Origin of the sequence: Butyricicoccus sp. AM27-36 (genome assembly GCF_003480945.1) — a bacterium.
Lineage (GTDB): Bacteria > Bacillota > Clostridia > Oscillospirales > Butyricicoccaceae > Agathobaculum > Agathobaculum butyriciproducens.
This window is the reverse complement of the sequence record NZ_QUJR01000006.1, coordinates 33,402-54,946: the sequence shown is the minus strand read 5'-3', so window position 1 is coordinate 54,946 and position 21,545 is coordinate 33,402. Positions and strand designations below refer to the sequence as shown.

The 21,545-nt window shown below is 56.0% G+C and carries 20 protein-coding genes; 11 read left to right on the top strand and 9 right to left on the bottom strand.

From position 1 onward, the window contains the following. Positions 1-32: 32 nt before the first annotated feature. Entirely contained in the window at positions 33-2,033 is a 2,001-nt protein-coding gene (locus DW724_RS09380; RefSeq protein ID WP_118761280.1) for a DHH family phosphoesterase, read from the bottom strand. Between the two features lie 168 nt (positions 2,034-2,201). Here DW724_RS09380 and DW724_RS09375 point away from each other — a divergent pair, with 168 nt between their 5' ends. The 3 genes from DW724_RS09375 to DW724_RS09365 all read left to right on the top strand — a co-directional run bounded on the left by DW724_RS09375 (position 2,202) and on the right by DW724_RS09365 (position 3,800). Beyond that, the gene (locus DW724_RS09375) at positions 2,202-2,570 is read left to right on the top strand and encodes a VOC family protein (RefSeq protein WP_118761279.1); all 369 of its coding nucleotides are present in this window, start codon (positions 2,202-2,204) and stop codon (positions 2,568-2,570) included. 124 nt (positions 2,571-2,694) lie between these two features. Next, positions 2,695-3,237, top strand: a complete 543-nt coding sequence (locus DW724_RS09370; RefSeq protein WP_118761278.1) for a chromate transporter — start codon at positions 2,695-2,697, stop codon at positions 3,235-3,237. Then, positions 3,234-3,800, top strand: a complete 567-nt coding sequence (locus tag DW724_RS09365) for a chromate transporter (RefSeq protein WP_118761277.1) — start codon at positions 3,234-3,236, stop codon at positions 3,798-3,800. Before DW724_RS09370 ends, DW724_RS09365 begins: the two co-directional genes overlap by 4 nt. Positions 3,801-3,914: 114 nt before the next feature. Here the strand turns inward: DW724_RS09365 and DW724_RS09360 are convergent, their stop codons facing one another. The 4 genes from DW724_RS09360 to DW724_RS09345 all read right to left on the bottom strand — a co-directional run bounded on the left by DW724_RS09360 (position 3,915) and on the right by DW724_RS09345 (position 8,288). Next, positions 3,915-4,319, bottom strand: coding sequence for a C-GCAxxG-C-C family protein (locus DW724_RS09360; RefSeq protein ID WP_118360682.1), 405 nt, complete (start codon positions 4,317-4,319; stop codon positions 3,915-3,917). Positions 4,320-4,375: 56 nt separating this feature from the next. Further along, the gene (locus tag DW724_RS09355) at positions 4,376-6,184 is read right to left on the bottom strand and encodes an N-acetylmuramoyl-L-alanine amidase (RefSeq protein ID WP_118761276.1); all 1,809 of its coding nucleotides are present in this window, start codon (positions 6,182-6,184) and stop codon (positions 4,376-4,378) included. Positions 6,185-6,521: 337 nt separating this feature from the next. Further along, complete coding sequence (locus DW724_RS09350; RefSeq protein ID WP_117751793.1) at positions 6,522-7,088, bottom strand: hydrolase; 567 nt, start codon at positions 7,086-7,088, stop codon at positions 6,522-6,524. Between the two features lie 54 nt (positions 7,089-7,142). After that, the gene (locus DW724_RS09345) at positions 7,143-8,288 is read right to left on the bottom strand and encodes an FtsW/RodA/SpoVE family cell cycle protein (protein ID WP_158580254.1); all 1,146 of its coding nucleotides are present in this window, start codon (positions 8,286-8,288) and stop codon (positions 7,143-7,145) included. Positions 8,289-8,567: 279 nt separating this feature from the next. Between DW724_RS09345 and DW724_RS09340 the strand changes: the two genes are divergently transcribed. After that, complete coding sequence (locus DW724_RS09340; protein ID WP_118761274.1) at positions 8,568-10,238, top strand: formate--tetrahydrofolate ligase; 1,671 nt, start codon at positions 8,568-8,570, stop codon at positions 10,236-10,238. A gap of 127 nt (positions 10,239-10,365) precedes the next feature. Then, entirely contained in the window at positions 10,366-11,298 is a 933-nt protein-coding gene (locus tag DW724_RS09335) for an AEC family transporter (RefSeq protein ID WP_118761273.1), read from the top strand. A 40-nt stretch (positions 11,299-11,338) separates the two neighbouring features. Here the strand turns inward: DW724_RS09335 and DW724_RS16025 are convergent, their stop codons facing one another. Together DW724_RS16025 and malQ are read right to left on the bottom strand one after the other, a co-directional pair. Beyond that, positions 11,339-12,577: an HAD-IA family hydrolase gene (locus DW724_RS16025; RefSeq protein WP_243105722.1), complete on the bottom strand. Its 1,239-nt coding sequence runs from the start codon at positions 12,575-12,577 to the stop codon at positions 11,339-11,341. A gap of 83 nt (positions 12,578-12,660) precedes the next feature. After that, positions 12,661-14,154, bottom strand: coding sequence for a 4-alpha-glucanotransferase (gene malQ / locus DW724_RS09325; protein WP_118761271.1), 1,494 nt, complete (start codon positions 14,152-14,154; stop codon positions 12,661-12,663). A gap of 287 nt (positions 14,155-14,441) precedes the next feature. Here malQ and trmB point away from each other — a divergent pair, with 287 nt between their 5' ends. After that, the gene (gene trmB, locus DW724_RS09320) at positions 14,442-15,101 is read left to right on the top strand and encodes a tRNA (guanosine(46)-N7)-methyltransferase TrmB (protein WP_110436112.1); all 660 of its coding nucleotides are present in this window, start codon (positions 14,442-14,444) and stop codon (positions 15,099-15,101) included. Positions 15,102-15,694: 593 nt separating this feature from the next. Here trmB and DW724_RS09315 read toward each other — a convergent pair. Next, on the bottom strand, positions 15,695-16,333 hold the full coding sequence (locus DW724_RS09315) for a phosphoribosyltransferase (RefSeq protein WP_118360675.1): 639 nt from the start codon (positions 16,331-16,333) through the stop codon (positions 15,695-15,697). A 60-nt stretch (positions 16,334-16,393) separates the two neighbouring features. Continuing rightward, the gene (locus DW724_RS09310) at positions 16,394-17,239 is read right to left on the bottom strand and encodes a PfkB family carbohydrate kinase (protein ID WP_118761270.1); all 846 of its coding nucleotides are present in this window, start codon (positions 17,237-17,239) and stop codon (positions 16,394-16,396) included. 251 nt (positions 17,240-17,490) lie between these two features. On the opposite strand from DW724_RS09310, the gene DW724_RS09305 reads away from it, so the two are divergent. The 5 genes from DW724_RS09305 (at position 17,491) to DW724_RS09285 (ending at position 21,459) form a co-directional block, all read left to right on the top strand. After that, entirely contained in the window at positions 17,491-18,789 is a 1,299-nt protein-coding gene (locus DW724_RS09305) for a glycoside hydrolase family 10 protein (protein ID WP_118761269.1), read from the top strand. 28 nt (positions 18,790-18,817) lie between these two features. Further along, entirely contained in the window at positions 18,818-19,558 is a 741-nt protein-coding gene (locus DW724_RS09300) for an acyl-[acyl-carrier-protein] thioesterase (protein ID WP_158580253.1), read from the top strand. Beyond that, positions 19,555-19,866 carry a hypothetical protein gene (locus tag DW724_RS09295; RefSeq protein ID WP_110436107.1) on the top strand — a complete coding sequence of 104 codons (312 nt, stop codon included), beginning with the start codon at positions 19,555-19,557 and terminating at the stop codon, positions 19,864-19,866. Before DW724_RS09300 ends, DW724_RS09295 begins: the two co-directional genes overlap by 4 nt. After that, on the top strand, positions 19,850-20,296 hold the full coding sequence (locus DW724_RS09290) for a HEPN domain-containing protein (RefSeq protein ID WP_117489955.1): 447 nt from the start codon (positions 19,850-19,852) through the stop codon (positions 20,294-20,296). Before DW724_RS09295 ends, DW724_RS09290 begins: the two co-directional genes overlap by 17 nt. A gap of 638 nt (positions 20,297-20,934) precedes the next feature. After that, positions 20,935-21,459, top strand: a complete 525-nt coding sequence (locus DW724_RS09285; RefSeq protein WP_118360670.1) for a transcription repressor NadR — start codon at positions 20,935-20,937, stop codon at positions 21,457-21,459. Positions 21,460-21,545 lie beyond the last annotated feature (86 nt).

The following is a 21,545-nucleotide window of genomic DNA, read 5'->3' as shown; positions in this document are numbered from 1 at the left end:
ATGCGGCGAACAACTTCGCCTGCTTTTCGGTTTTATTTATTGTCGTCCTGCTTTTCGGTCCGCTGATCGTCGAAGTAGCCGCGAATGGCATCCGTGATCAGCTTGTCGGCCTCCTCCGGCGTGGTATTCTTCAGCTGTGCACCGGCCGCCGAATGGTTGCCGCCGCCGCCGAGTCTCTCCATCAGCAGTTGCACATTGACGTGGCCTGCCGCACGAGCGGAAACCGCCATATCATTGCCGCTGCGGAACGCAACAACGCTTGCATGTGTGCCGATGATGGACAGCAGCTCGTCTGCTGCCTGTGCGGCCGCAATACGGTCCACCTCCTCGCCGGTGATGGCAAAGATAACACCCTGACCGCAGTCGCGCGCGGACGAGATCAGCTTCTGGCGCTCCATATACTGGTCAAAGCTGGACTGGAACAGGCGCTTGACATCGCTCGACTCCGCACCTGCGCGGCGCAGATACGCTGCCGCCTCAAATGTGCGGACGCCGGTGCGCGTTACAAAGCCCTTGGTATCCAGATAAATACCTGCCAGCATGGCTTCCGCCTCGCAGGTGAGGATGCCGCTGGTCGGCACAAGATACTGCAGCAGCTCGCTGACCAGCTCGGATGCGGACGACGCATACGGCTCGTGCAGGGATACGACTGCGTTCTCGATATAATCCGCCGCACGGCGGTGATGGTCAATGACTGCGATCTTGTTGATGGATTCGAGCAGTGCCGCGCTCTCCACATAGCCGGGACGGTTTACGTCCACCACGATAAGCAGCGTGTTGAAATCGCACGCGATCATCGCATCCTCGGCGCTGATGAACACGCCCTTGTACTCAGACTGGGTTTCCAGCCGCTCGATCAGATCACTTGCCATGGTGTGCTGACGGTCCACAACAATGTGCACCGGTCTGCCCTTGACGCGCGCGGCACAGACCATACCGGCAGCAGCGCCGATGGCGTCCATATCGCTGTTCTTATGGCCCATGACCAGCACCTGAGACGAGTCTCGGATCAGCTGGCTGAGTGCGTTGGCAACCACGCGGCTCTTGACCTTGGTGCGCTTCTCGACCTCCTCGCTCAGTCCGCCGAAGAAGGCAAAGTTAAATTTATTCTTGATAACCGCCTGGTCGCCGCCGCGGGACAGCGCCATGTCGATAGCGAGTCCGGCAAACTGATAGCTTTCCGCAAGCGTTTCGCCGTCGCGTCCGATACCGATGGACAGAGTAGCTACAACGCCCTCGTGGTTCTCAATCTCGCGCACCTCCTGCAGAACGGAGAACTTGCGCGCGACCAGCTTGTCCAGCTCGGCGTTTTCGATCACGAAGATATACTTGTCGCGGTCGTACTTGCGCAGTACAGCGCTTGAGTCCTTCACCCAGGCAAACAGACGTTTGTCAATGCCCGCCAGAATGTTGGATTTTTCCGAGTCGGTGGTGTTCTTGACCAGCTCCTCGTAGTTGTCGATTGCGATAACCGCAATAGCCGGACGGGTAGTCTCAGCCGCATCCCGCAGACGGACAAACTCGGTGCAGTCGATGAAATGCAGCATCATCAGCTGTCCCGCACCGCTCTGCACCATACTGCCGAACACATGGTACTGCCGCTTGCCAATGCCAAGCTCACCCGGGAACGCGGTCTGTCCCTTGATGAGCCAGCCGGTCTCAAACGTCGGTGCGATCTCGCCCATGCGAACGCCGCTTACCGCAGTCCCCCGACCGCTGATTTCCGCAAATGCGTCATTCGCCCATACGATCTCACCCGTGGTAGCCAGCGCGACAGCTGTCGGCAGCGGCGAGCGTGTCACCGCCGGACGGATCTCTCCGCCGTCTACCTCGATGTTGTTCATCAGTTCCTGCACCTGCCGCTGCCGTGCCGCATTCGTACGCAGCGAAACAATCCGCAGGATGATACACACCACAATACCCGCCGCACCGTACACGCGGGAGAAATAAAGTCCCACGACCGCAAACAGGAAAAACAGCACATAAAACATTACGCTGTTGGGAGCCAGCATCTTCTGTAATCTCTTTTTCAAACCCCTGCCTCCTTTTTGGGACGCAAATATTCAACCTAATTATAGCAAGCCATCGCCAGAATTTCAACACTAAATGCAAACCGGTTTTGTATCTTTTCGCCGTCCGCTTGCAATTTTCACAGCTTCATGGTACAGTAACCGTAGATTCGCAATCAGGAGGATATCATTATGCAATTTTCGTTTGCACACAACAACTTCAACGTCCGCGATCTGGACCGCTCGCTTTCTTTTTATAAGGAGGCTCTCGGTCTGACCGAATCCAGCCGTATCAATGCACCGGACGGCAGCTTCATTATTGTATACCTGACCGATGGCGTAACGCCGCATCTGCTCGAGCTGACGTGGCTGCGCGACTGGGACAAGCCGTACAACCTCGGTGACAACGAGTTCCACCTGGCCTTCCGCGTGGATGATTTCGATGCCGCACACGCAAAGCACAAGGAAATGGACTACATCTGCTTTGAAAATCCGGCAATGGGCATCTATTTTATCTCCGACCCGGACGGCTACTGGCTGGAGGTCATTCCCGCAAAGTAAACAGAAAACGCTTGGAGCTGCTGCTTTGAGCGTTTTTTCATTCTCTTAACAGGATTATTCTGTTCATTTTTCGGTAACGGGTGTATACTATTGAAGTTATCTCCTGACGAAAGGACTGTATCATTTGAATCCTTACCTTGATCTATACCTCACATTTGCACGGATTGGCGTATGCACATTCGGCGGCGGCTATGCCATGCTGCCGATTCTGCAGCGCGAGGTCGTTGAAAACCGCCGCTGGGCGACTGAGGACGAGCTGATGGACTACTACGCCATCGGTCAGTGTACGCCGGGCGTTATCGCCGTGAACACGTCCACGTTCATCGGCTACAAGACGCACGGCATTCTCGGCGGCATTGCCGCCACGGCGGGCATGATCACGCCATCGCTGATTATTATCACGATTATCGCCGCATTTATCCAACAGTTTGCGCATCTCGCTGTCGTGCAGCACGCGTTTGCCGGAATCCGCATCGCGGTCTGCGCGCTCGTGCTGCAGTCCGTGTGGAAAATGGCGAAAAAGGGCGTTGTTGACGTTCCGACTAGTGTTATCCTGCTCGTTACGTTCGTGGCTGTCGCCTTCTTCGGCGTATCGCCCGTTGTGATGGTCATTGTGGCCGCCATTGCCGGTATCGCTATCGGCATGATCAGGAGGAGACGCGCATGATCTTCCTTCAGCTGTTTTACGAATTTTTCAAGGCGGGTCTGTTCGCCATCGGCGGCGGACTGGCGACCCTGCCCTTTCTCAAACAGATTTCGCTGCGGTATCCGTGGTTCACGCCGAATGATCTGATGGACATGATTGCGGTCTCCGAGTCCACACCCGGTCCGATGGGTGTCAACTCGGCAACATACGCAGGCTTCCACGCAGCCGGCATTCCCGGTGCCATCACAGCGACCTGCTCGCTTGTGCTGCCGTCGGTCATCATCATCATTCTGGTGTCGCGTGCGCTCGATAAGTTCCGCGACTCTCCGCTGGTCAAGAACGGCTTTTACGGCCTTCGCCCGGCTTCGGCGGGCCTGATCTTCGGCGCAATGCTCGAGGTGTTTGTCGCTTCCCTGCTGCACACGGAAAACTGGGCCGGTATTGCCAGCATCGGTTCGGTCATCAATGTTCCGGCGATAATTATTTTTCTCGTGCTGTCGCTCGGTATCTGGAAGCTCAAAAAGCTGCATCCGATCGTGTTTATCCTGATCGGCGCGGTATGCGGCATTGTGTTTAATCTGTAAGTTTTGATTTGTTATCGTGCAGATTCTCTGTGGAACGGCGGGATGAAGCATCCCGCCGCTGCCCTCCGAATGGCACAAAAAATCCCTTTCTCAGTCGAGAAAGGGATTTTCTTTTTATTTCGTGAGGTATTCCTCAATCAACTCACACGCATCCTCAATGCAGCCCGGGCAGGAGCGCCGTACATTGCCGTCGGCTACGCCCTTGAGGTCGCGGCACAGATACGCGCCGTTCTTCTGCTCGAACTTCTCCTTGAGCATTTTCGTGACCTTATAAGTCTGACCCTTGGTCGTGCCCGGCTTATCCGCTCCTGCGCTGTTCTTCATGCCCGCGAGCATGAACGCACCGCTCAGCGCGCCGCACATCTCCATGCAGCCCATGCCGAAGCCGAAGCCTTCCGACATTTTATAGGCGGTCTCCTTATCCAAACCAACCAGATCGCAGTACGCGCAGGCCACCGCCTGTGCGCAGTTGTAGCCCTGATCGTGAAAATCCTGTGCCAGTTTTGCCCGTTCTGTCATAACAAATATCTCCTTTTTCAAAGCAAACCGCGCCGTAAACGACGCGGTCAACTTACTTAATACTGCACCTGTGTGAAATAATACAGAATCGCATTGCACTGTGCACGCGCCTGCTTCTGCCAGTCCTCCTCACTGTCGATGAACTTCTGGTCCTCCTCGTTATCAATAAAGCAGAATTCACTCGTCAGCGCCGGAATATTCAGCGCTGCTGCTGCACGGTTGGTGTAATAATAATCGCCGTGGCTGCCCTCGCGGAACACGATCTGGCGAATCGGAACACCCAGCTTTTCGTACTCGTCGAGCAGAGCCTGCGCCAGAATTTTGGTCGGGCCGCCGTTCTTGTCCGCAATCTGCGCCAGAATTTCCGCTCCGCGGGCAGTGGTGTTGGCTGCATTGTGGTGGATACTGAAGAACAGGTCCGCCGAGGACGCATACTGTTTCATAACAGCGCCGCGCAGCGTCAGCTCGCTGCCTTCCTCAAGGGTATCGCGCACCATGATAACCTTTGCACCGGCTGCCTCAAGGTACTGCTTGAGGTACTGCGCCACATACAGATTGACGTGCTTCTCATCGAGCGAACCGCCATTGTTCGCGCCGACATCGCTGCCGCCATGACCTGGGTCGATAATGACCGTCATCACGCCGTCAATGTGCGAGGTGCGCGGCGGCTGTATCGGATCGTTATCCTCGTCGCCGCTGACGTAGTCGCGCATGCGCGTCAGGTAAGCCGCACTGCAGTAGCGGCCGCTGCCCGAAGAGTTATCCATAATATGCGCCCAGCCGTTGCTGATGCTGTCAACCGCGATTTCCGCGCCGTTTTTCAGCACGCCGACCAGCGTGCCGGAGGTGCTCGGGATCGAGCGAACAGACAGCTCGGAACCCACGGTTACACGATACACGCCGCTTGTGAATGTCTCGGCGGGCGTGTCCGGTGTTGTCGGCTCAGTCGGCGTTGTCGGCTCATCAGGAGTCACCGGTGTACTCGGCGTCGAAGGTGTGCTCGGCTTGGAGACAGTCGGCTCGGTCTGCTTATCGACCGCCGCATTGTAATCCCTTACGCGCACCAGATAGTCCGCGCTGCAGTAACGGCCGCTGCCGCCTGCGCTGTCCAGCAGGTGCGCCCAGCCGTTCGACAGCTTGTCCACGATAACCAGCGCATCCTTGGCGTACTCACCGACTTCGGAATAGGTTTTGCCCGGACCGCTGCGCACGGTCAGCGCCGAATGGACGTTAACGCGGTACACACCGGTCGTGAACGAAGCCGGAGTCGGTGCAGGTGTCGGTGTTTTGAGTGTAACCGTACGGCTGGGTACGTCATAATCCGCCGTAAAGCCGAGTGCGGCCGCCATATCGGCTATCTTGTAGTAGTTGTTTCCGTTGATGATGTAACCGTCGAACGAAACCTTTTTGCCGTTCACCTTGACGATAGCCGTGGTGGGTTTGCCTGCCGCGCTGGACAGTGCCTTCGTGTTCAGCTCTCCGCCGACCGCGGTGTAATTTTTGCCGGTCGTCAGGGTAATAACGTTGGTGGACTTCTCCCAGCCCACCTCAAACTCTGCGGTGCTGTTGCGCAGCAGATACGCTACATCGCGCAGCTTGAAATAATTATACTTGTTAATTAAGTACGCCTGCGGATTGGTCACCGCCTTGCCGTTGAGCTGAAACGCGTGCGTGGTCTTTGCCGCGCTGACGACTGCTCTCGCCTGCGGCAGATCCTGTGTCAGATCCCGCTCGGCGGCAGTCTCGGTCGTGACGGCTGTGGTCTCTGTCTCCGCGGCATCCTGCGGCAATTCTGCGGCCGCCGCACCCGCTGTCATATATATCGCCGCACTAAGCAATGCCGCGATCATTCGTTTGAAACGCATTCTTGAACCTCCATGCTGTTTCGCCGGTGGGTTGCTTTCCTGCATGCCCGCCGTGGGCATTCTTGATGGTATTTTACCACAAAACATGGCACATTTCAACGAAATATGACGAAACCGGGGCATTTGTAATATTACAAATGCCCCGATTATTCCATATAAGTACAATATTTCGTTAAGGCAATACCGCATAATTGAACAAGAGTGATTTGCGAGTAAATTTTGCGTACTGACGAGGCACAGTTTTGCGGTAATACTTGGTGTATTACCGGGAACCTGCAACAAAGTCAGGACACAAAATTTCCGCAAAGCACCGCCGCTTTAATTGTGCGGTGTTGCCTTAAATCTCTTCCATCTGCCTGTTGATGGAATCCTCGCAGGAGCGCATGGCATCCAGTGTCTGCTGCCACAGCTCCTCGAGCGTCAGTCCACACAGCTCCGCGCCGCGCTCGATGACCTCACGCGAGCAGCCTGCCGCGAACTTTTTATCCTTGTATTTCTTCTTCAGGCTCTTGAGCTCCATGTCCTGCACACTTTTGGACGGGCGCATGAGCGCCGCCGCACCGATCAGCCCGGTCAGCTCATCGGCTGCATACAGCAGCTTTTCCATCTCGTGCTCCGGCTTGATATCCACGCAAATTGCCCAGCCGTGGCTGCATACCGCGTGAATGATACTCTCGTCTGCACCGCCCTCGCGCAGCAGCTCGGGCGCCTTGACACAGTGCTGCTCCGGCCACTGCTCGAAATCAATGTCGTGCAGCAGGCCGACAATGCCCCAGAATTCCGGGTCATAACCGCGCTGCTCGGCAAAACAGCGCATGACGCCCTCAACCGTCAGCGCATGCCGTAAATGGAACGGCTCCGCGTTGTACCTGCGAAGAAGCTCCCATGCTTGTTGTCTGGTCATTTTACAAAATCCCTTCTGTCATTTTCAATGTATGCGCAGGGCGGGATGCCCATATCAGTTTTGCAGCCAGCTTGGCTTTTCCCGCATTCTGACGCCTGCGGCGATGCCGAGCGCGGCAAACATGGTAACGATGGACGTACCGCCGTAGGAGAAGAACGGCAGCGTCAGGCCCATGACAGGCAGCAGACCGACATTCATAAAGATATTCATAAAGGTCTGGAACAGCAGCATGCCGCCTACACCGACCGCAATCAGCGCCGAAAACGGCGTGGAGGCGCGGTACGCCACATAAAACAGACGGATGATCAGCGCCATCAGCAGAATGATGATGAGCAGGCAGCCGAGGAAGCCCAGTTCCTCGCCGGCTACCGAGAAAATATAGTCGGTCTGGTTCTCCGGCACATACTGCATCTGGGTCATCGTGCCGTTGGTCCAGCCCTGACCGGTGAACTGCCCCGAGCCGATGGCGATCTTGCCGTAGGTCGCCTGTCGGGACTGCTCCACGTCAATGGACGGGTCAAACAGTACGAGGATTCGCGTTTTCTGGTAATCCTTGAGCACATAATTCCACAGGATCGGCACGCTTGCGATACCGACTCCGGCAGCAATGCCCAGCCACTTGAGCGGCAGACCGGCCGAGAACAGCATGATAACCGCGATCATCAGGTACTGGATCGCCATGCCGGTGTCGCCCGACGAGAGCACGACCGCCCCCATCATTACCAACGTATGCAGACCGACCGAAACCAGTCCGCGCCATTCGGTGATATGATCCTGTATTTCGGTCATGTGCGCGGCAATCGTGAAGATGAAGATCAGCTTGCCAAGCTCACCCGGCTGCAGGCTTGTCACGCCCAGATTGAGCCATGCACGCTGGCCGTTGACCTCGGTGCCGAGCGGTGTAAACAGCAGAAACTGCAGCAGAATATTGCCGATCACGAATATTTTCCATAGGTCGCCCAGATTTTCCAAGTCGATCAGACTGAGCGCGACAAACGCCGCCAGACCGAGAATGATCGCGGCACCCTGTACATACAGGTTTTTCGTCGAGCCGTCCAGCGCCGTCACCGGATTGAGCGTTGCCGAGTAAATGAGGAGCATGCCGTAGATCGAGCAGACCAATCCCAGCAGCATCAGATACAGGTCAGTGTTTTTGATATAATGCGTAACAGAGTGTACAATGTAGCGAGCAGTGTCCATCAAACCCCTCCCTTTCAAAATGGAAATTGAGAATTGAGAATTGGAAATCAGGGTATCGCCGCAAAGCGGCGGAATTAAATTGCAGTGCTTTGCACTGCCACACTCATTTTCATTATTCATTTTCCATTCTCAATTACATTTCTATATGATACCACAACACACCCCGCTTTGCGAGTAACAATTTCGGCAAATTTTTCGCGTGCTTGTATGGAAAACCGGACGAAGTATTGATATAATGAATATATTATGTTACCCGCTGCAAAATAGAGGAGGAATTTCATGTTATCCGATATTGAAATCGCACAGGGCTGTCAGATGCGCCCGATCACCGAGGTTGCCGCTGCTGCCGGTCTGGATGCCGATGATCTGGAGCTGTACGGCAAGTACAAGGCGAAGCTGTCCGCAGACGTGTGGACCAAGGTGAAGGACAAGGAAAACGGCAAGCTGGTCCTCGTTACCGCCATCAACCCGACGCCTGCCGGCGAGGGCAAGACCACGACCTCGGTCGGTCTGGGTCAGGCACTGTGCAAACAGGGCAAAAACGCCATTATCGCACTGCGCGAGCCGTCGCTCGGCCCGGTATTCGGCATCAAGGGCGGCGCGGCAGGCGGCGGCTACGCGCAGGTCGTGCCGATGGAGGACATCAACCTGCACTTTACCGGCGATATGCACGCCATCACGGCAGCAAACAACCTGCTGTGCGCCATGCTGGACAACCACATGCAGCAGGGCAATCTGCTGAACATTGATCCGCGCCGTATTGTGTTCACCCGCGTAATGGACATGAACGACCGTGCTCTCCGCAACATCACCATCGGTCTGGGCGGCAAGGTGAACGGTGTGCCGCGCGAGGATCACTTCATGATCACTGTAGCATCCGAGGTTATGGCTATCCTGTGTCTGGCCGCTGATCTGGACGACCTGAAAAAGCGTTTCGGCGATATTCTGGTGGCATACAGCTATGCCGGCAAGCCGATCTACGCCCGCGACCTGCATGCAGAGGGCGCCATGACGGCACTGATGAAGGATGCCATCAAGCCCAACCTGGTTCAGACGCTCGAGGGCACGCCCTGCCTGATGCACGGCGGTCCGTTCGCCAATATCGCGCACGGCTGCAACAGTGTTCAGGCAACCAAGCTGGCACTCAAACTGGGCGATATTGCCATCACGGAGGCAGGCTTCGGCGCTGACCTCGGCGCAGAGAAATTCATGGACATCAAGTGCCGCAAGGCCGGTCTGGCTCCGGACTGCATCGTACTGGTTGCAACCGTCCGCGCGCTCAAGTACAACGGCGGCGTAGCCAAGGCTGATCTCAACCAGCCGAACATGGATGCGCTGAAGCACGGTATCTGCAATCTGGATGCGCATCTGGATAACATGAAGAAGTTCGGCGTACCGGTCGTTGTTGCCGTCAACGCATTCCCGACCGACACTGACGAGGAGATGGATTTCATCCGCGAGCACTGTGCCGAGCGCGGTGTGCGCGTAGCACTCTCCGAGGTATTTGCCAAGGGCGGCGAAGGCGGTCAGGCGCTGGCCAACGAGGTTCTGGCTGTGCTTGACGAGAGCAAGGCCGACTTCCACATGCTGTACGAGGATTCGCTCCCGCTCGAGGACAAGATCCGCAAGATCGCCAAGGAGATTTACGGTGCACTCGGCGTGACCATCGCGCCTGCCGCAAAGAAGGAGCTGGCAAACATCACCGAGATGGGCTACGGCAACCTGCCGGTCTGCGTTGCAAAGACGCAGTATTCGCTCTCCGATGACGCATCGCTGCTCGGCCGCCCGACCGAGTTTGTTGTCAACGTGCGCACCGCTCGTCTGGCTGCCGGTGCAGGCTTTGTTGTTGTAGAGACCGGCTCGATCATGACCATGCCCGGTCTGCCCAAGGTTCCGGCTGCGGAGAAGATCGACGTAGACAGCAACGGTAAGATCACCGGTCTGTTCTAAAGCAACACCGCACAATTAAAGCTGCGGCGGTATTGCCCTAAATACAATTCAAATGAAGAGTGGAGAGAACATCGGCTGCGGTGTGCTCTCCACTTTTCCCTCTTCTTTTTGCTGTGAAAGTGATATTATGCAAATCAGTCTTATTTTAGCGCAGCAGATTGCCGAGCTGTTTCTCATTCTTCTGATCGGCTGCGTGCTCGTCAAGGCCCGGCTGCTCCAAAGTGCGGACAGCCGCGTGCTGTCGGTCGTGATGGTATATGCGGTCATGCCGTGTGTCATCATCAACGCCTTTCAGGTGGATTACTCTCCTGCCGTTGTTACCGGATTGCTGTACGCCTTTGCGCTGGCGATTGCGCTGCACGCGCTGCTTCTTCTGCTGGCGCGGCTGCTGCGCCGTCCGCTGCGGCTGGATGTGATTGAGCGCACCTGCATCATCTACACAAATGCGGGCATTCTGGTCATTCCGCTGGTGCGGGCACTGCTTGGCGCGGATTATGTGATCTATTCCTGCGCGTTCCTCGTGGTGCAGCAGGTTCTCCTGTGGACACACTGCCGCAGTCTGCTCTGCGGTACGCGCGGCTTTGCGTGGAAAAAGATCATCGGTAATGTCAATATCATCGCCATTTTGATCGGCGGTGCACTGTTCATCCTGCGGCTGCCGCTGCCCGGTCTGGTGAACGATTTGTTCTCTCAGCTTGGCGCGATGGTCGGCCCGATCGGCATGCTGCTGGCCGGCATCGTCATTGCGGACACGCCGCTCCGCCAGCTGTTTATGCGCCGTCGGCATTATGTTCCTGTGCTGCTGCGGCTGATTATCTGCCCGATTATCACAGTACTGCTGCTTCGCGTCATCGGTGCGGCAAGCTGGATTCCGGATGGACACAGCATTCTGCTGACCGTGTATCTCGCGTGCATCACGCCTGCATGCGCTACGGTTACTTCGATGGCGCAGCTTTACGACCGCGATGCTGAGTATTCCAGCGCACTGTATGTGCTTACAACGCTGTTTTCCATTCTCACCATGCCGCTGATGGTATGGGTGTTCGAGGCGCTCATTTAACAAAAACCCGTGTATTTCTTGTGAAATACACGGGTTTTTGTTAATATCCCAGTTTTTCGCCGATGAGCACGACCTCACAGCTTTCAAATCCGCTCGGCACGCCCATATGAATGACCATGGCGCGGCAGATACGCTCCGAACTTTTACAGTTGTGACACCTGCCGTCCACTGCACAAGGCGTTTTTTTATTCAGCCGCTTGGCATTGAGCGGAGCGGCAATATTTCTTGCCCGCTCGATGGCGCTCTGCAGGTCGGGACGCAGCTTGTTCACGCCGCACACGAAAATGCAGCGCTTCGGTCCGAACAGCGTGGCCGCCACGCGGTTGCACTTGCCGTCGATGTTGACGATCTCGCCGGTCTCGCTCAGTCCGTTCGCCGAAGACAGGTAAACGTCCGGCGTCTGGCAGTACACGCCCTTGTCGATCCAATGCCAGTGCGCATCCGTGCTGTTCGCAAAGTTCTCCGGGAAACCAAGCTGCTTCATCGTCATTGAGCCGCCCATCGACACAGATTTGCCTGCACAGGTGTCTCTCAGGTAGGAAACCGCCTCGTCTTTTGTTGCAAAATAGTGGAAACCGAAGCCGTAGCCGGTCAGAGCCTTCTCCGCCTTGCTCACATCGGGCACGCCGTACGCGAACAGCGGCAGCAGATCGCTCGGCTCATACGCAAGCGCGTCCGCACCGGATGCACGCAGCTCCTCCGCCGAGCGAAATCCCCAGGCAACACCGATGGCGGTCAGTCCTGCGTTTACTGCGGTCTGCATATCGGTCGCGCTGTCGCCGATGTAGAGGGTCGTTTCCTTATCGCCGCCCAGCTCGTCCAGCAGCTGCAGCACGCTCGTCGGATCCGGCTTGCGCGGGATATTCGGGCGTTCGCCATAGGTAATGCTGACTAAATCACCGAAATAGTGCTCAATCAGCGCTTTCGCAGCGGAATCGTACTTGTTCGACAGCACACCGACCGTCACGCCGTTCTCCTTGAGCGTTTCGAGCACCGAAACAATGCCCTCATACGGATGCGTGCGGTTCATCATGTGCTCGCCGTAGAATGCGCGGAAATCCGCCAGACAGGTGTCGATCATCTCGTCCGTGCGGCTCTCCTCGGGAATGCTGCGCTCGACCAGCTTGCGTACGCCGTTGCCGATGCGGATGCGCGTCTGCTCCATGCTCACCGGCGGAAAGCCATGCTTCTCGACGGCATAGGTCACGCTGTCGCGCAGATCACCGAGCGTGTTGAGCAGCGTACCGTCTAAATCAAAAATGGCAGTTGTCATTTTCATACATATTCGTCCTTTTCTTGTCCGTGAAAATAGAATACCGCACCACAGAATCCCGTGATGCGGTATCATTATAGCACATTTTCTTACCCGCGCATATACGTCTTGGTAATTTCACCGAGCATGGACGAAACCGTTGGGTTGAGCGCTTCCGCGCGCACGCGCCAGCGCCAGTTCTTGCCGCCGATAGTGGCAGGCGTATTCATGCGGGAATCCGCACCGAGCGAGAGCAGATCCTGCAGGGTCGTCATAGCGATGTCCGCCGAGGACGCCCATACGCACTTGATGGCACTCCAGCCCATGGCCTCGGCGTGCGAGGTACGCAGATACCGGTATGCAAACTGCTTTTCCGGCTCGGAGCAGATGTCCATGATCTGCTCGCACACGGTCTGCGAGTCATGGGTCGAGGTGTAGACGATGCTGTTCGGCTTATAGTTGTGCGGCAGATGCTCGTTGTCGTAATCCGGCGTAAAGCCGAAAATCAGCACGCGCATGCCCGGGAAACCGCTTTCCGCGAGCAGCTTCTTGACCTCATCGGTCTGCACGCCGAGATCCTCCGCGATGAGCGGCACCGGACCGAGTGCCTTCTCGATGGCGTTAAACAGTTCCATGCCCGGACCCTTGCGCCACTTTCCGTTGATGGCGGTCTCCTCGTCCGCGCCGACCTCCCAGTAAGCGGCAAAACCGCGAAAATGGTCGAGACGTACCACGTCGAACAGCGCCATGTTGCTCTTCATGCGCCAGATCCACCACGCGTAGTTTTCCGCCTTGTGCGCTGCCCAGTTGTACACGGGGTTGCCCCACAGCTGACCGGTTGCAGAATAGTAATCGGGCGGTACGCCTGCTACCAGCTTGGGGCTGCGGTCAGGCTTTAGCTTGAACAGCTTGGGGTGCGTCCATACATCGGACGAGTCGGCGGAAACGTAAATCGGGATGTCACCAATGATCTGAATGCCCTTTTCGTTGGCATACTCGCGCAGTGCCGTCCACTGCTTGAAGAAGATATACTGCAGAAAAATCCGGAAATCCACCTCGTCACGCAGCTCTGCGGTCACTTTTTCGAGTGCTGCAGGCTTGCGGTCGCGCACATCCTTGTCCGGCCACATGTAGACCGGCATGTGATGGTATTTCTCCTCCTTGAGTGCCATAAACAGCGCGTAATCCGGCAGCCATTCACTGTTCTTCTCAGTGAAGACGGCAATTTTCTCACGCATTTCCGGTGTCACGCGGCTGTATGCCTTGCGGAACAGCGGCCAGCGGGTATCGGCCAGCTGCTCGAAATCCGCGGTATCCGCCGAAGCGTTGAAGTCGCCCTGACGAACCTCATCCGCGGTGAGCAGACCGTCCTCAACGAGCAGATCCATGTCGATCAGATACGGATTGCCTGCCGCTGCCGAAAAGCACTGGTACGGCGAATCGCCGAAGCCGGTATGGCCGAGCGGAAGCACCTGCCAGTAGGTTTGATGCGCCGCTGCCAGAAAATCTACAAAATCACGGGCGGTCTTGCCCATGGTGCCCACGCCGTGCGGCGAAGGCAGTGAAGTGACGTGCGCAAGCACGCCGCTGGAACGCTTAAACATATCCTTCTCTCCCTCTGTCAGTGGATCTGTTGTTATTATAGCACAGATGTAGCATTTAACCAAGAACTATCTGCAAATTTGCATATTTTTTGTGAAAGTTGTGGTCTTTCTGTAAATTTAGCTGAGATAACAGTTGTGTCACACTATATCTCTGTGGTATAATATTATGTCTATTATTGCAGAAGATGTGCCGCAGCCCGGAGTATTCTGCGGCAGCTTACTCTTTTTTCGTCCCGTTTGAGGACAGTTTTCCGTACTATAACACTGATGTAAGGGGTTTATCACGCATGAGAATGCGCAAAAAGAAAAACTTGGACGTTCGATTTGCCGCCTGCGCGGACGTTATGGCGTTTGAGCCGAAGGAAAAACGCGGCAAGTGGCGCGCCCTGTTCGGCAACGACAATCCGATCCATCTGGAGATCGGCTGCGGCAAGGGCCGTTTTGCCATCGGCATGGCCGAGCAGCACCCGGATGTGAATTTTATCGCGGTCGAGCGCGAGGAAGGTGCGCTCATCATGGCAGCCGAGCGCTGCCAGCAGCAGCCGCTGCCCAATCTGCGGTTTGTATCCTTTGACGCAGCTGAGCTGCGCGAGGTGTTCGCGCCCGGTGAGGTAGACCGCATTTACCTGAATTTTTCCGATCCGTGGCCACCTAATCGTCAGCGCAAGCGCCGCCTGACGTGGCGTGCATATCTGGAAGTATATGATGAAATCCTGCGTCAGCAGGGTGATCTGTGCTTCAAGACGGATAATCAGCGCTTTTTCGAGTGGAGTCTGCAGGAGATCTGCCAGTTTGGCTGGCTGATTCAGAATATCTCGCTCGATCTGCATAACTCGGACTTTGAGGGCAATGTCATGACCGAGTATGAGGAGAAGTTCTCCGCGGAGGGCTACCGGATTTATCGTCTGGAGGCACGCCGCCGTCTGCCGGAATTTCTGAAAAAATAAACGAAAGAGGAAGGTTTTGCCTTCCTCTTTTACTTTTTCAAAGTTCCGGTTATCAGTATTGTTTGTTAGTCTCTGCCAGACGGTGGTTGAGCGCTTGCGAAGCGAACGAAATCTTGCCTGCCCGGCAGGGGCACAAGAGGGTAGACACCAAGGTTTCCACCCTCTTGTGAATCACCCCTTTTCTAAGATAGTCTGGCGCAGACCAGAGACCGGCGACCGCTTCGAAAATGGGGAACGGCAGAGGATTTTTTCTTCCGTAGGGGCGCACAGAGTGCGCCCATTTCTCTACCTATTCGCAGTGTCAGATTCCATACTGCTACACATACCATTTCATCTCTGCAAGCGCGACACAAGGTGAATTGCCCGAAGGGCGAGAGAAGGTGCCCTGGGGTACGACCTTGGCGCACCGTTTGTTAACCATCTGCAGCTTGCTTAACCGTAGTGGCGTAGAAGACCACCTGTCTCCCCTACGATATAATTTGTGCTAATTATTTACATTCATTCTCTCCTTGCGTTCATTTTCCATTCTCAATTTTCAATTTTCCATTCTATACGCATAAAAAAGAGGAAAGCACGCGCTTTCCTCTTGCCTGTTACAGCTTATTGTACCCTCTCGGGGTGACGATTGCATCCAGTGGAGTGCCTGCGGCACAGTCCGGGCAGGCTTTGCCGCGCACAAAGTTCTGGTAATGCGGGAAATCCGCGCCGGAGAACAGGCTGACAACCTTTTTTCCGCTCAGCTCGCTGATATTGGAGAACAACGCCGCAAAGCCGGAAACGCGGCCGCCGTAATACTCAACGCACTCCTTCGCCTGCGAGAAGGTCTGACCGGTGGATGCGGAATTGACCAGCACAAGCACATTACGGTGCTCGATCATATGGCGCAGGTTATCCGAGAACACAAACTGACCGTTGACGTTGCTGTCCGGCTCGACAAGATAAATATCCTTGCCGCTGTTGACATTGCCCATGCCCACGCTCGACAGCTCACCGGCGAGATACGCGCCGATGTACTCCGTGCCTTCCATGCACAGCAGTGTATCAATGCTGGTGGACGATAACTGGTATGCAATGCTGCGCGCGGCTTCTCTGGACATTGCCATGCTGTGCTTGATCTCGGACATATCAATATAGTAGTTGATGTGCGAATGATTCGTGGCAAAATGCCCCGGTATCGCGTCCGCGTAAAGTCGCTTGTTCACACGGGAGGTGATGCGGATCGACTGCTTCATACAAAAACCACCTTTCTTACAGCACACCCCTATCGGGGAATATCTGAGAATCTATCTATATTATACCTCAGTTCGGTTCTCGTGGCAAGAAAAAAGGCGCGGCAGCAGCTTCTCAAATTGCACGCCATGCATAGGGTCGGTATGCTGCGCGGCGGTGTAGGCGATGCAGTCCTTGACGAACTCGCCGGCGAGCGCACAGGCATCTGCAAGCGCCCTGCCGTTCAGCAGTGCGCCGAGCACGACCGCCGCAAACAGGTCTCCGGTGCCGGGGTAATACTGCGCGATCCTCTCGTGCAGACTGATGGTGCCGCCATCCGCAGACAGACAGCCGGAGCCGACCTTCCCAGGCTCGTAATCCAGACCGGTCAGCACAACCTGTGCGCCGTAGCGGCTGTGAAGTGCATGCAGCCACTCCTGCGCTTCCGTTTCGTTCTGCGGTGCGGAGGCCGGGTCGCGGTCGAGCAGGATAGCCGCTTCGGTCGTATTCGGCGTGATGATATCCGCAATTTCGCACAACTCGCGCATACGCGTGCACATTTCGGGTGTATAGGTGGCGTAGACCTCACCGTTGTCGCCCATCACCGGGTCGATGAACGCCGTGCCGTTTTCGGATTTCAGCCGCAGTACGGCATCCCGCACGCAGTCGATCTGATCTGCCGAGCCGAGAAAGCCCGCGTACACCGACTCAAACCGTAACCCTAACCGGTCGTACTGGTCGATAACACGCGGCATAACGCCGGTCAGATCGACTGTTTCCCAGCCGGGAATGGCCATGTGCGTGGAAAAATATGCGGTCGGCAGCGGCACGCACTGGTGTCCTGCCGCCGAAATCGCTGCAATGATCGGCACAAGCGACGAACGTCCGAAACCCGACAGATCGTGCAGCGCTAAAACCTTTTTCTGCATGGATTTGCTCTCCTTCTCACTCTATGGCAACACCGTACAATTAAAGCTGCGGCGGTATTGCCCTGTCTGTATTTCAGCATACAATGAAAAACCTTTTCTGTCAACGCACCTGTCTGCCAGAATTCACATTATGTACTTAAATTTCCCGATCGGTTGTGGTATAATATAGGGTAACAAATTGGCGAAGTTGCTTTCACAAGCAGGGTATGCAATGGTTATGAAAGCAGCTTCCGGATAAAAGGAGCTTCTTCATGCTGAAAAAACGCATTCTATCCATCGTGCTGGTGCTGACCATGCTGATGGTACCGGGCGCTTACGCCGCTCAGCCCGCAAAGGACAATATGCGCGGTGTCTGGGTCGCGTCCGTACATAATATTGATTTTCCCTCCGAGCAGGGCATGACCGCCGACCAGCTCAAGGCCGAGGCCGATACCGAGCTGGACAATATTGCCGCAATGGGCCTGAACACGGTATTCCTTCAGGTTCGGCCTTCCGCCGATGCGCTGTATCCGTCCGAGCTGTTTCCGTGGAGCCGCTATGTCAGCGGCACGGCCGGTCAGGCGCCGGACGGCAGCTTTGACGCCCTCGGCTACTGGGTAACCGCAGCGCATGAGCGCGGTCTGCAGCTGCACGCATGGATCAATCCGTACCGCATTACGATTGACGGCGAGGACGAATGGAATGCAATCCCGGATTCCAGTCCGGCCAAGCAGCATCCGGAGTGGGTTGTCAAATACAACGACAACTACTACTTCGATCCCGGTATTCCGGCGGTGCAGCAGCTTGTCGTAGACGGTGCGGCTGAGATCGTCAAGAATTACGATGTGGACGGCATTCATCTGGATGATTATTTCTATCCGGGTACGGATTTTGCCGATGAGGCGACTTATGAGCGCTACGGTCAGGATTTCAGCAAGATCGGCGACTGGAGACGCGACAACGTCAACACACTCATCGCTGCTCTGGATGAGACACTGCATACGCTGGATAAGAACCTCTCGTTCGGTGTCAGTCCCGCCGGTATCTGGGAAAACAAGAGCGCAAACTCCAAGGGCAGCAACACGCAGGGGCAGTCCTCATACAGCGAGCTGTACTGCGATTCCCTGCAGTGGATCAACGCCGGCACAGTAGACTATATCTGTCCGCAGCTGTACTGGTCGATCGGCTTTGAGCCTGCTGACTTCCAGACGCTCGTCAAGTGGTGGCAGAAGGCGGTTTCCACCAGCGATGTGGCGCTGTACATCGGCATCGGCGCATACCGCTCGGCGGAAGCGCAGCCCGGTGATACCTGGTACGGCACGGATGAAATCGAGCGTCAGCTTACTCTGCTCGATGACAGCATAGATATTCAGGGCGAGGTATTTTTCAGCTATGCCTCCCTTGAGTCCATCGACGGCTGTCCGGCCTTCCTGACCGCGCACTACGCGGAGGATAAGCCGGTCACCAAGCCGGATGCCGACAATTCCGGCACCATCACCCAGGAGGAAGCACAGCAGCAGGCTACCCTGCTGGATATGCTTTCCCGCTTTATCGTTTCCCTGTTCCGCTAACCGCACATTTTTTCGGAGGTGCATTCCCATGGTCGATCTACTCACCCGTGAATATGAGGTGAATTACAGCCACATTGACAACCGCAGCATTGCCAGGCCGTCCTTCCTGTGGAATATCATGCAGGACGCGGCGACCGTCCACGCAGAAGCGCTGCACATCGGTCCGCTCGATCTGCGGATCGTGTGGGTGCTCTCGCGCATGAAAGCGCGGCTGACGCGTCCGCTGCTGCCGTATGAGCGGCTGCGGTGCGAAACGTGGTGTCCGGGCATCAAGGGTGCAAGCTGGTACCGCAGTTTCTCGTTCTTTGTGGATAACAAGCCGGTCGGCGACGCACAGTCCATGTGGGTAACGCTCGACCCGGAGACTCACCGCATTGTGCGTCCGAGCGCATTTCCCGAAGCCGAGCAGTATCTGCACACCTCCCGCGGAGAGCTGTTTGCGCCGCTGCCCAAGCTGTCGTGCGACAATGTGCGCCTGCATCATGTTCACGAGGTCCGTTATTCGGATCTGGATGTCAACAATCATGTCAACAACGTGCGTGCGGTCGAGCTGATCTCGGATGCGCTCGATCTGCACAGGCAGCCGGGGTTTGTCTCCGAACTGCAGGTCAACTACACCGCCGAAACCGCCTGCGGCGAATCGCTTTCGCTGCTGACCGGCACGGCGGGCAGCGCACGTTACATTCGCGGTGAAGCCGATGGCAAAACCCGCTTCGAGGCGCTTGCCACGCTTTCGCCGCTGCCCGACCCGAAGGAGGGATTGGTATGACGCAAGCGATCGAGCAGGCTGTATGCGACATTTTGGGCGCGTGCCAGCCGGTCAAAATCATCCTGTATGCGGAAAAGCGTACGATGGCAACCGACAAGCTCAAGGCGTTCAGCCTTTGCGTTATCGTGCCGGAGAGCGCCAACTGCCGCACATTGCGCACACACCTGCACCTGGCGATCACGGTTTCCGTACCCGTCAGTCTGAGCGTTTACACCACCGAGGAATGGGCGGAGCTTTGCACGGACAGTACCTCGTATGCCGCATGGATCGCCCGGAAAGGCAAGGTGATTTATGACCAGACGGCGTAAAGGTGCATCCGACAGCTGTTTTTACTACAAATGGCTGGACAAGGCGCTGTGCGACCTGCAGGCCGCACGTCTGCTGCTGACCTACGGCGGCGATCATTACAACATCGCGTTCCACTGCCAGCAGGCGATTGAAAAGGCGCTGAAAGGCTATCTGCTGTTCCGCACCGGACGGCATTTTGACGGACACAACCTGACGTACCTGTGCCGTCAGGCGATCCAGCTGGACTCGAAGGCGTTCTCCGAATATCTGGACGAGAGCGCGGCGCTCAATGATTTATATATTGAGACGCGGTATCCAACCGACCTGCCGTTTGAGATTGATGAGTTGGAGGTCCGCCGGTATCTGGATATGGCAGAGCGGATGTTTGCCGCGATTCGGCAGCAGCTGTATGAGGGCGGGAGACCGCATGAGATTGTGCAGCGCAGATAATTTTTATTTGCGCTGTTTGCCTAACGAATTAGGAATAGGTGCTAACCCTTAGCTGGGGTTCCAAAAGGATAGACACCAAGGTTTCTATCCTCTTGGGACTCCAGTTTCCTTTTGTTTGTTAGTCTGGCGCATACCAGAGACCGGCGACCGCTTCGAAAAGGGGAACGGCAGTCGGGTTACTCTTGCGTTTGTTTCGTAAAATATTCGCAGTTCACAGATACCTTACTGCTACACATATCGGCTACTCTCCGCAGGCGCGACACAGGGTGAATTGCCCGAAGGTCAAGAGAAGGTCCTCTGTGGGATACCCGCACCGCACAACTCGTTCGTCTGTAGGGACTGCAGACGGCACCTACGAATTACAATTATTAACCAATTTTACCGTAGGGTGCGGCAAGGTGAATTGCCCGAAGGGCAAGAGAAGGTGCCCTGGGGTGCGACCTCGGCGCACCGTTTGTCAATCATCTGCGCATTGCCTAACCGTAGGGGCGGCCAATGGCCGCCCACGCAACGCCCAATCATTACAAAACTCCTATCTCCTCACTCCTGACTCTTGCCTTGCATAATCTCTCCCATCTTGACACTTGCATACTCCGTCAACTTTTGCTATCATATAAGGATGTAAGGAGTGACTAACCATGAACGCTGCGGAACGACGCACTAAAATCACCCACCTGCTTGCACAGGCGAACGGGCCGTTATCGGCGACCGCGCTGGCCGCGCAATGCGGTGTCAGCCGCCAGATTATTGTAGGCGATGTTGCGCTGCTGCGTGCAGGCGGATTGGCCGTGCTCGCTACGCCGCGCGGATATATTCTGGAGAACACCTCGGCGCCGACCTGTGCGGAGCGGCACATTGTCAGCCACCACGACAACAGCCGCATGCTTGAGGAGTTGTACACGGTCGTCGATCTCGGCGGAGCCGTGATTGATGTGACGGTCGAGCACGCTGTATACGGCCAAATCTGTGCACCGCTGCACATTTTCTCGCGGTATGACGCCGACGCGTTTAACGAGAAGATTCAGCAGTCCGGCTCCCGGCCGCTGTCCAACCTGACCGGCGGCATCCACCTGCACACCATCCGCGCCACGGATGAGAAAACGCTCGAACGCGTAATTCAGGGACTCAAGGACAAAGGCTTTCTGCTTCTCGAGGATAACTAAAAACCACCCGAACGACAGATTTCGTTCGGGTGGTTCAGTCTATCAATAAAGTCCGTTTTCGCGATGCTGACGCTGCCGCACGGCAG

Excerpts from the sequence above, each read along its gene's own strand:
- DW724_RS09335 (WP_118761273.1), top strand. The coding sequence starts at position 10,366 with ATGCAAATCAGTCTTATTTTAGCGCAGCAGATTGCCGAGCTGTTTCTC.
- DW724_RS16025 (WP_243105722.1), bottom strand. The coding sequence starts at position 12,577 with ATGAAAATGACAACTGCCATTTTTGATTTAGACGGTACGCTGCTCAAC.
- DW724_RS09305 (WP_118761269.1), top strand. The coding sequence starts at position 17,491 with ATGCTGAAAAAACGCATTCTATCCATCGTGCTGGTGCTGACCATGCTG.
- malQ (WP_118761271.1), bottom strand. The coding sequence starts at position 14,154 with ATGTTTAAGCGTTCCAGCGGCGTGCTTGCGCACGTCACTTCACTGCCT.
- DW724_RS09295 (WP_110436107.1), top strand. The coding sequence starts at position 19,555 with ATGACGCAAGCGATCGAGCAGGCTGTATGCGACATTTTGGGCGCGTGC.
- DW724_RS09350 (WP_117751793.1), bottom strand. The coding sequence starts at position 7,088 with ATGACCAGACAACAAGCATGGGAGCTTCTTCGCAGGTACAACGCGGAG.
- DW724_RS09310 (WP_118761270.1), bottom strand. The coding sequence starts at position 17,239 with ATGCAGAAAAAGGTTTTAGCGCTGCACGATCTGTCGGGTTTCGGACGT.
- DW724_RS09355 (WP_118761276.1), bottom strand. The coding sequence starts at position 6,184 with ATGCGTTTCAAACGAATGATCGCGGCATTGCTTAGTGCGGCGATATAT.
- DW724_RS09300 (WP_158580253.1), top strand. The coding sequence starts at position 18,818 with ATGGTCGATCTACTCACCCGTGAATATGAGGTGAATTACAGCCACATT.
- DW724_RS09345 (WP_158580254.1), bottom strand. The coding sequence starts at position 8,288 with ATGGACACTGCTCGCTACATTGTACACTCTGTTACGCATTATATCAAA.
- DW724_RS09340 (WP_118761274.1), top strand. The coding sequence starts at position 8,568 with ATGTTATCCGATATTGAAATCGCACAGGGCTGTCAGATGCGCCCGATC.
- DW724_RS09365 (WP_118761277.1), top strand. The coding sequence starts at position 3,234 with ATGATCTTCCTTCAGCTGTTTTACGAATTTTTCAAGGCGGGTCTGTTC.
- DW724_RS09315 (WP_118360675.1), bottom strand. The coding sequence starts at position 16,333 with ATGAAGCAGTCGATCCGCATCACCTCCCGTGTGAACAAGCGACTTTAC.
- DW724_RS09285 (WP_118360670.1), top strand. The coding sequence starts at position 20,935 with ATGAACGCTGCGGAACGACGCACTAAAATCACCCACCTGCTTGCACAG.
- DW724_RS09290 (WP_117489955.1), top strand. The coding sequence starts at position 19,850 with ATGACCAGACGGCGTAAAGGTGCATCCGACAGCTGTTTTTACTACAAA.
- trmB (WP_110436112.1), top strand. The coding sequence starts at position 14,442 with ATGAGAATGCGCAAAAAGAAAAACTTGGACGTTCGATTTGCCGCCTGC.
- DW724_RS09360 (WP_118360682.1), bottom strand. The coding sequence starts at position 4,319 with ATGACAGAACGGGCAAAACTGGCACAGGATTTTCACGATCAGGGCTAC.
- DW724_RS09375 (WP_118761279.1), top strand. The coding sequence starts at position 2,202 with ATGCAATTTTCGTTTGCACACAACAACTTCAACGTCCGCGATCTGGAC.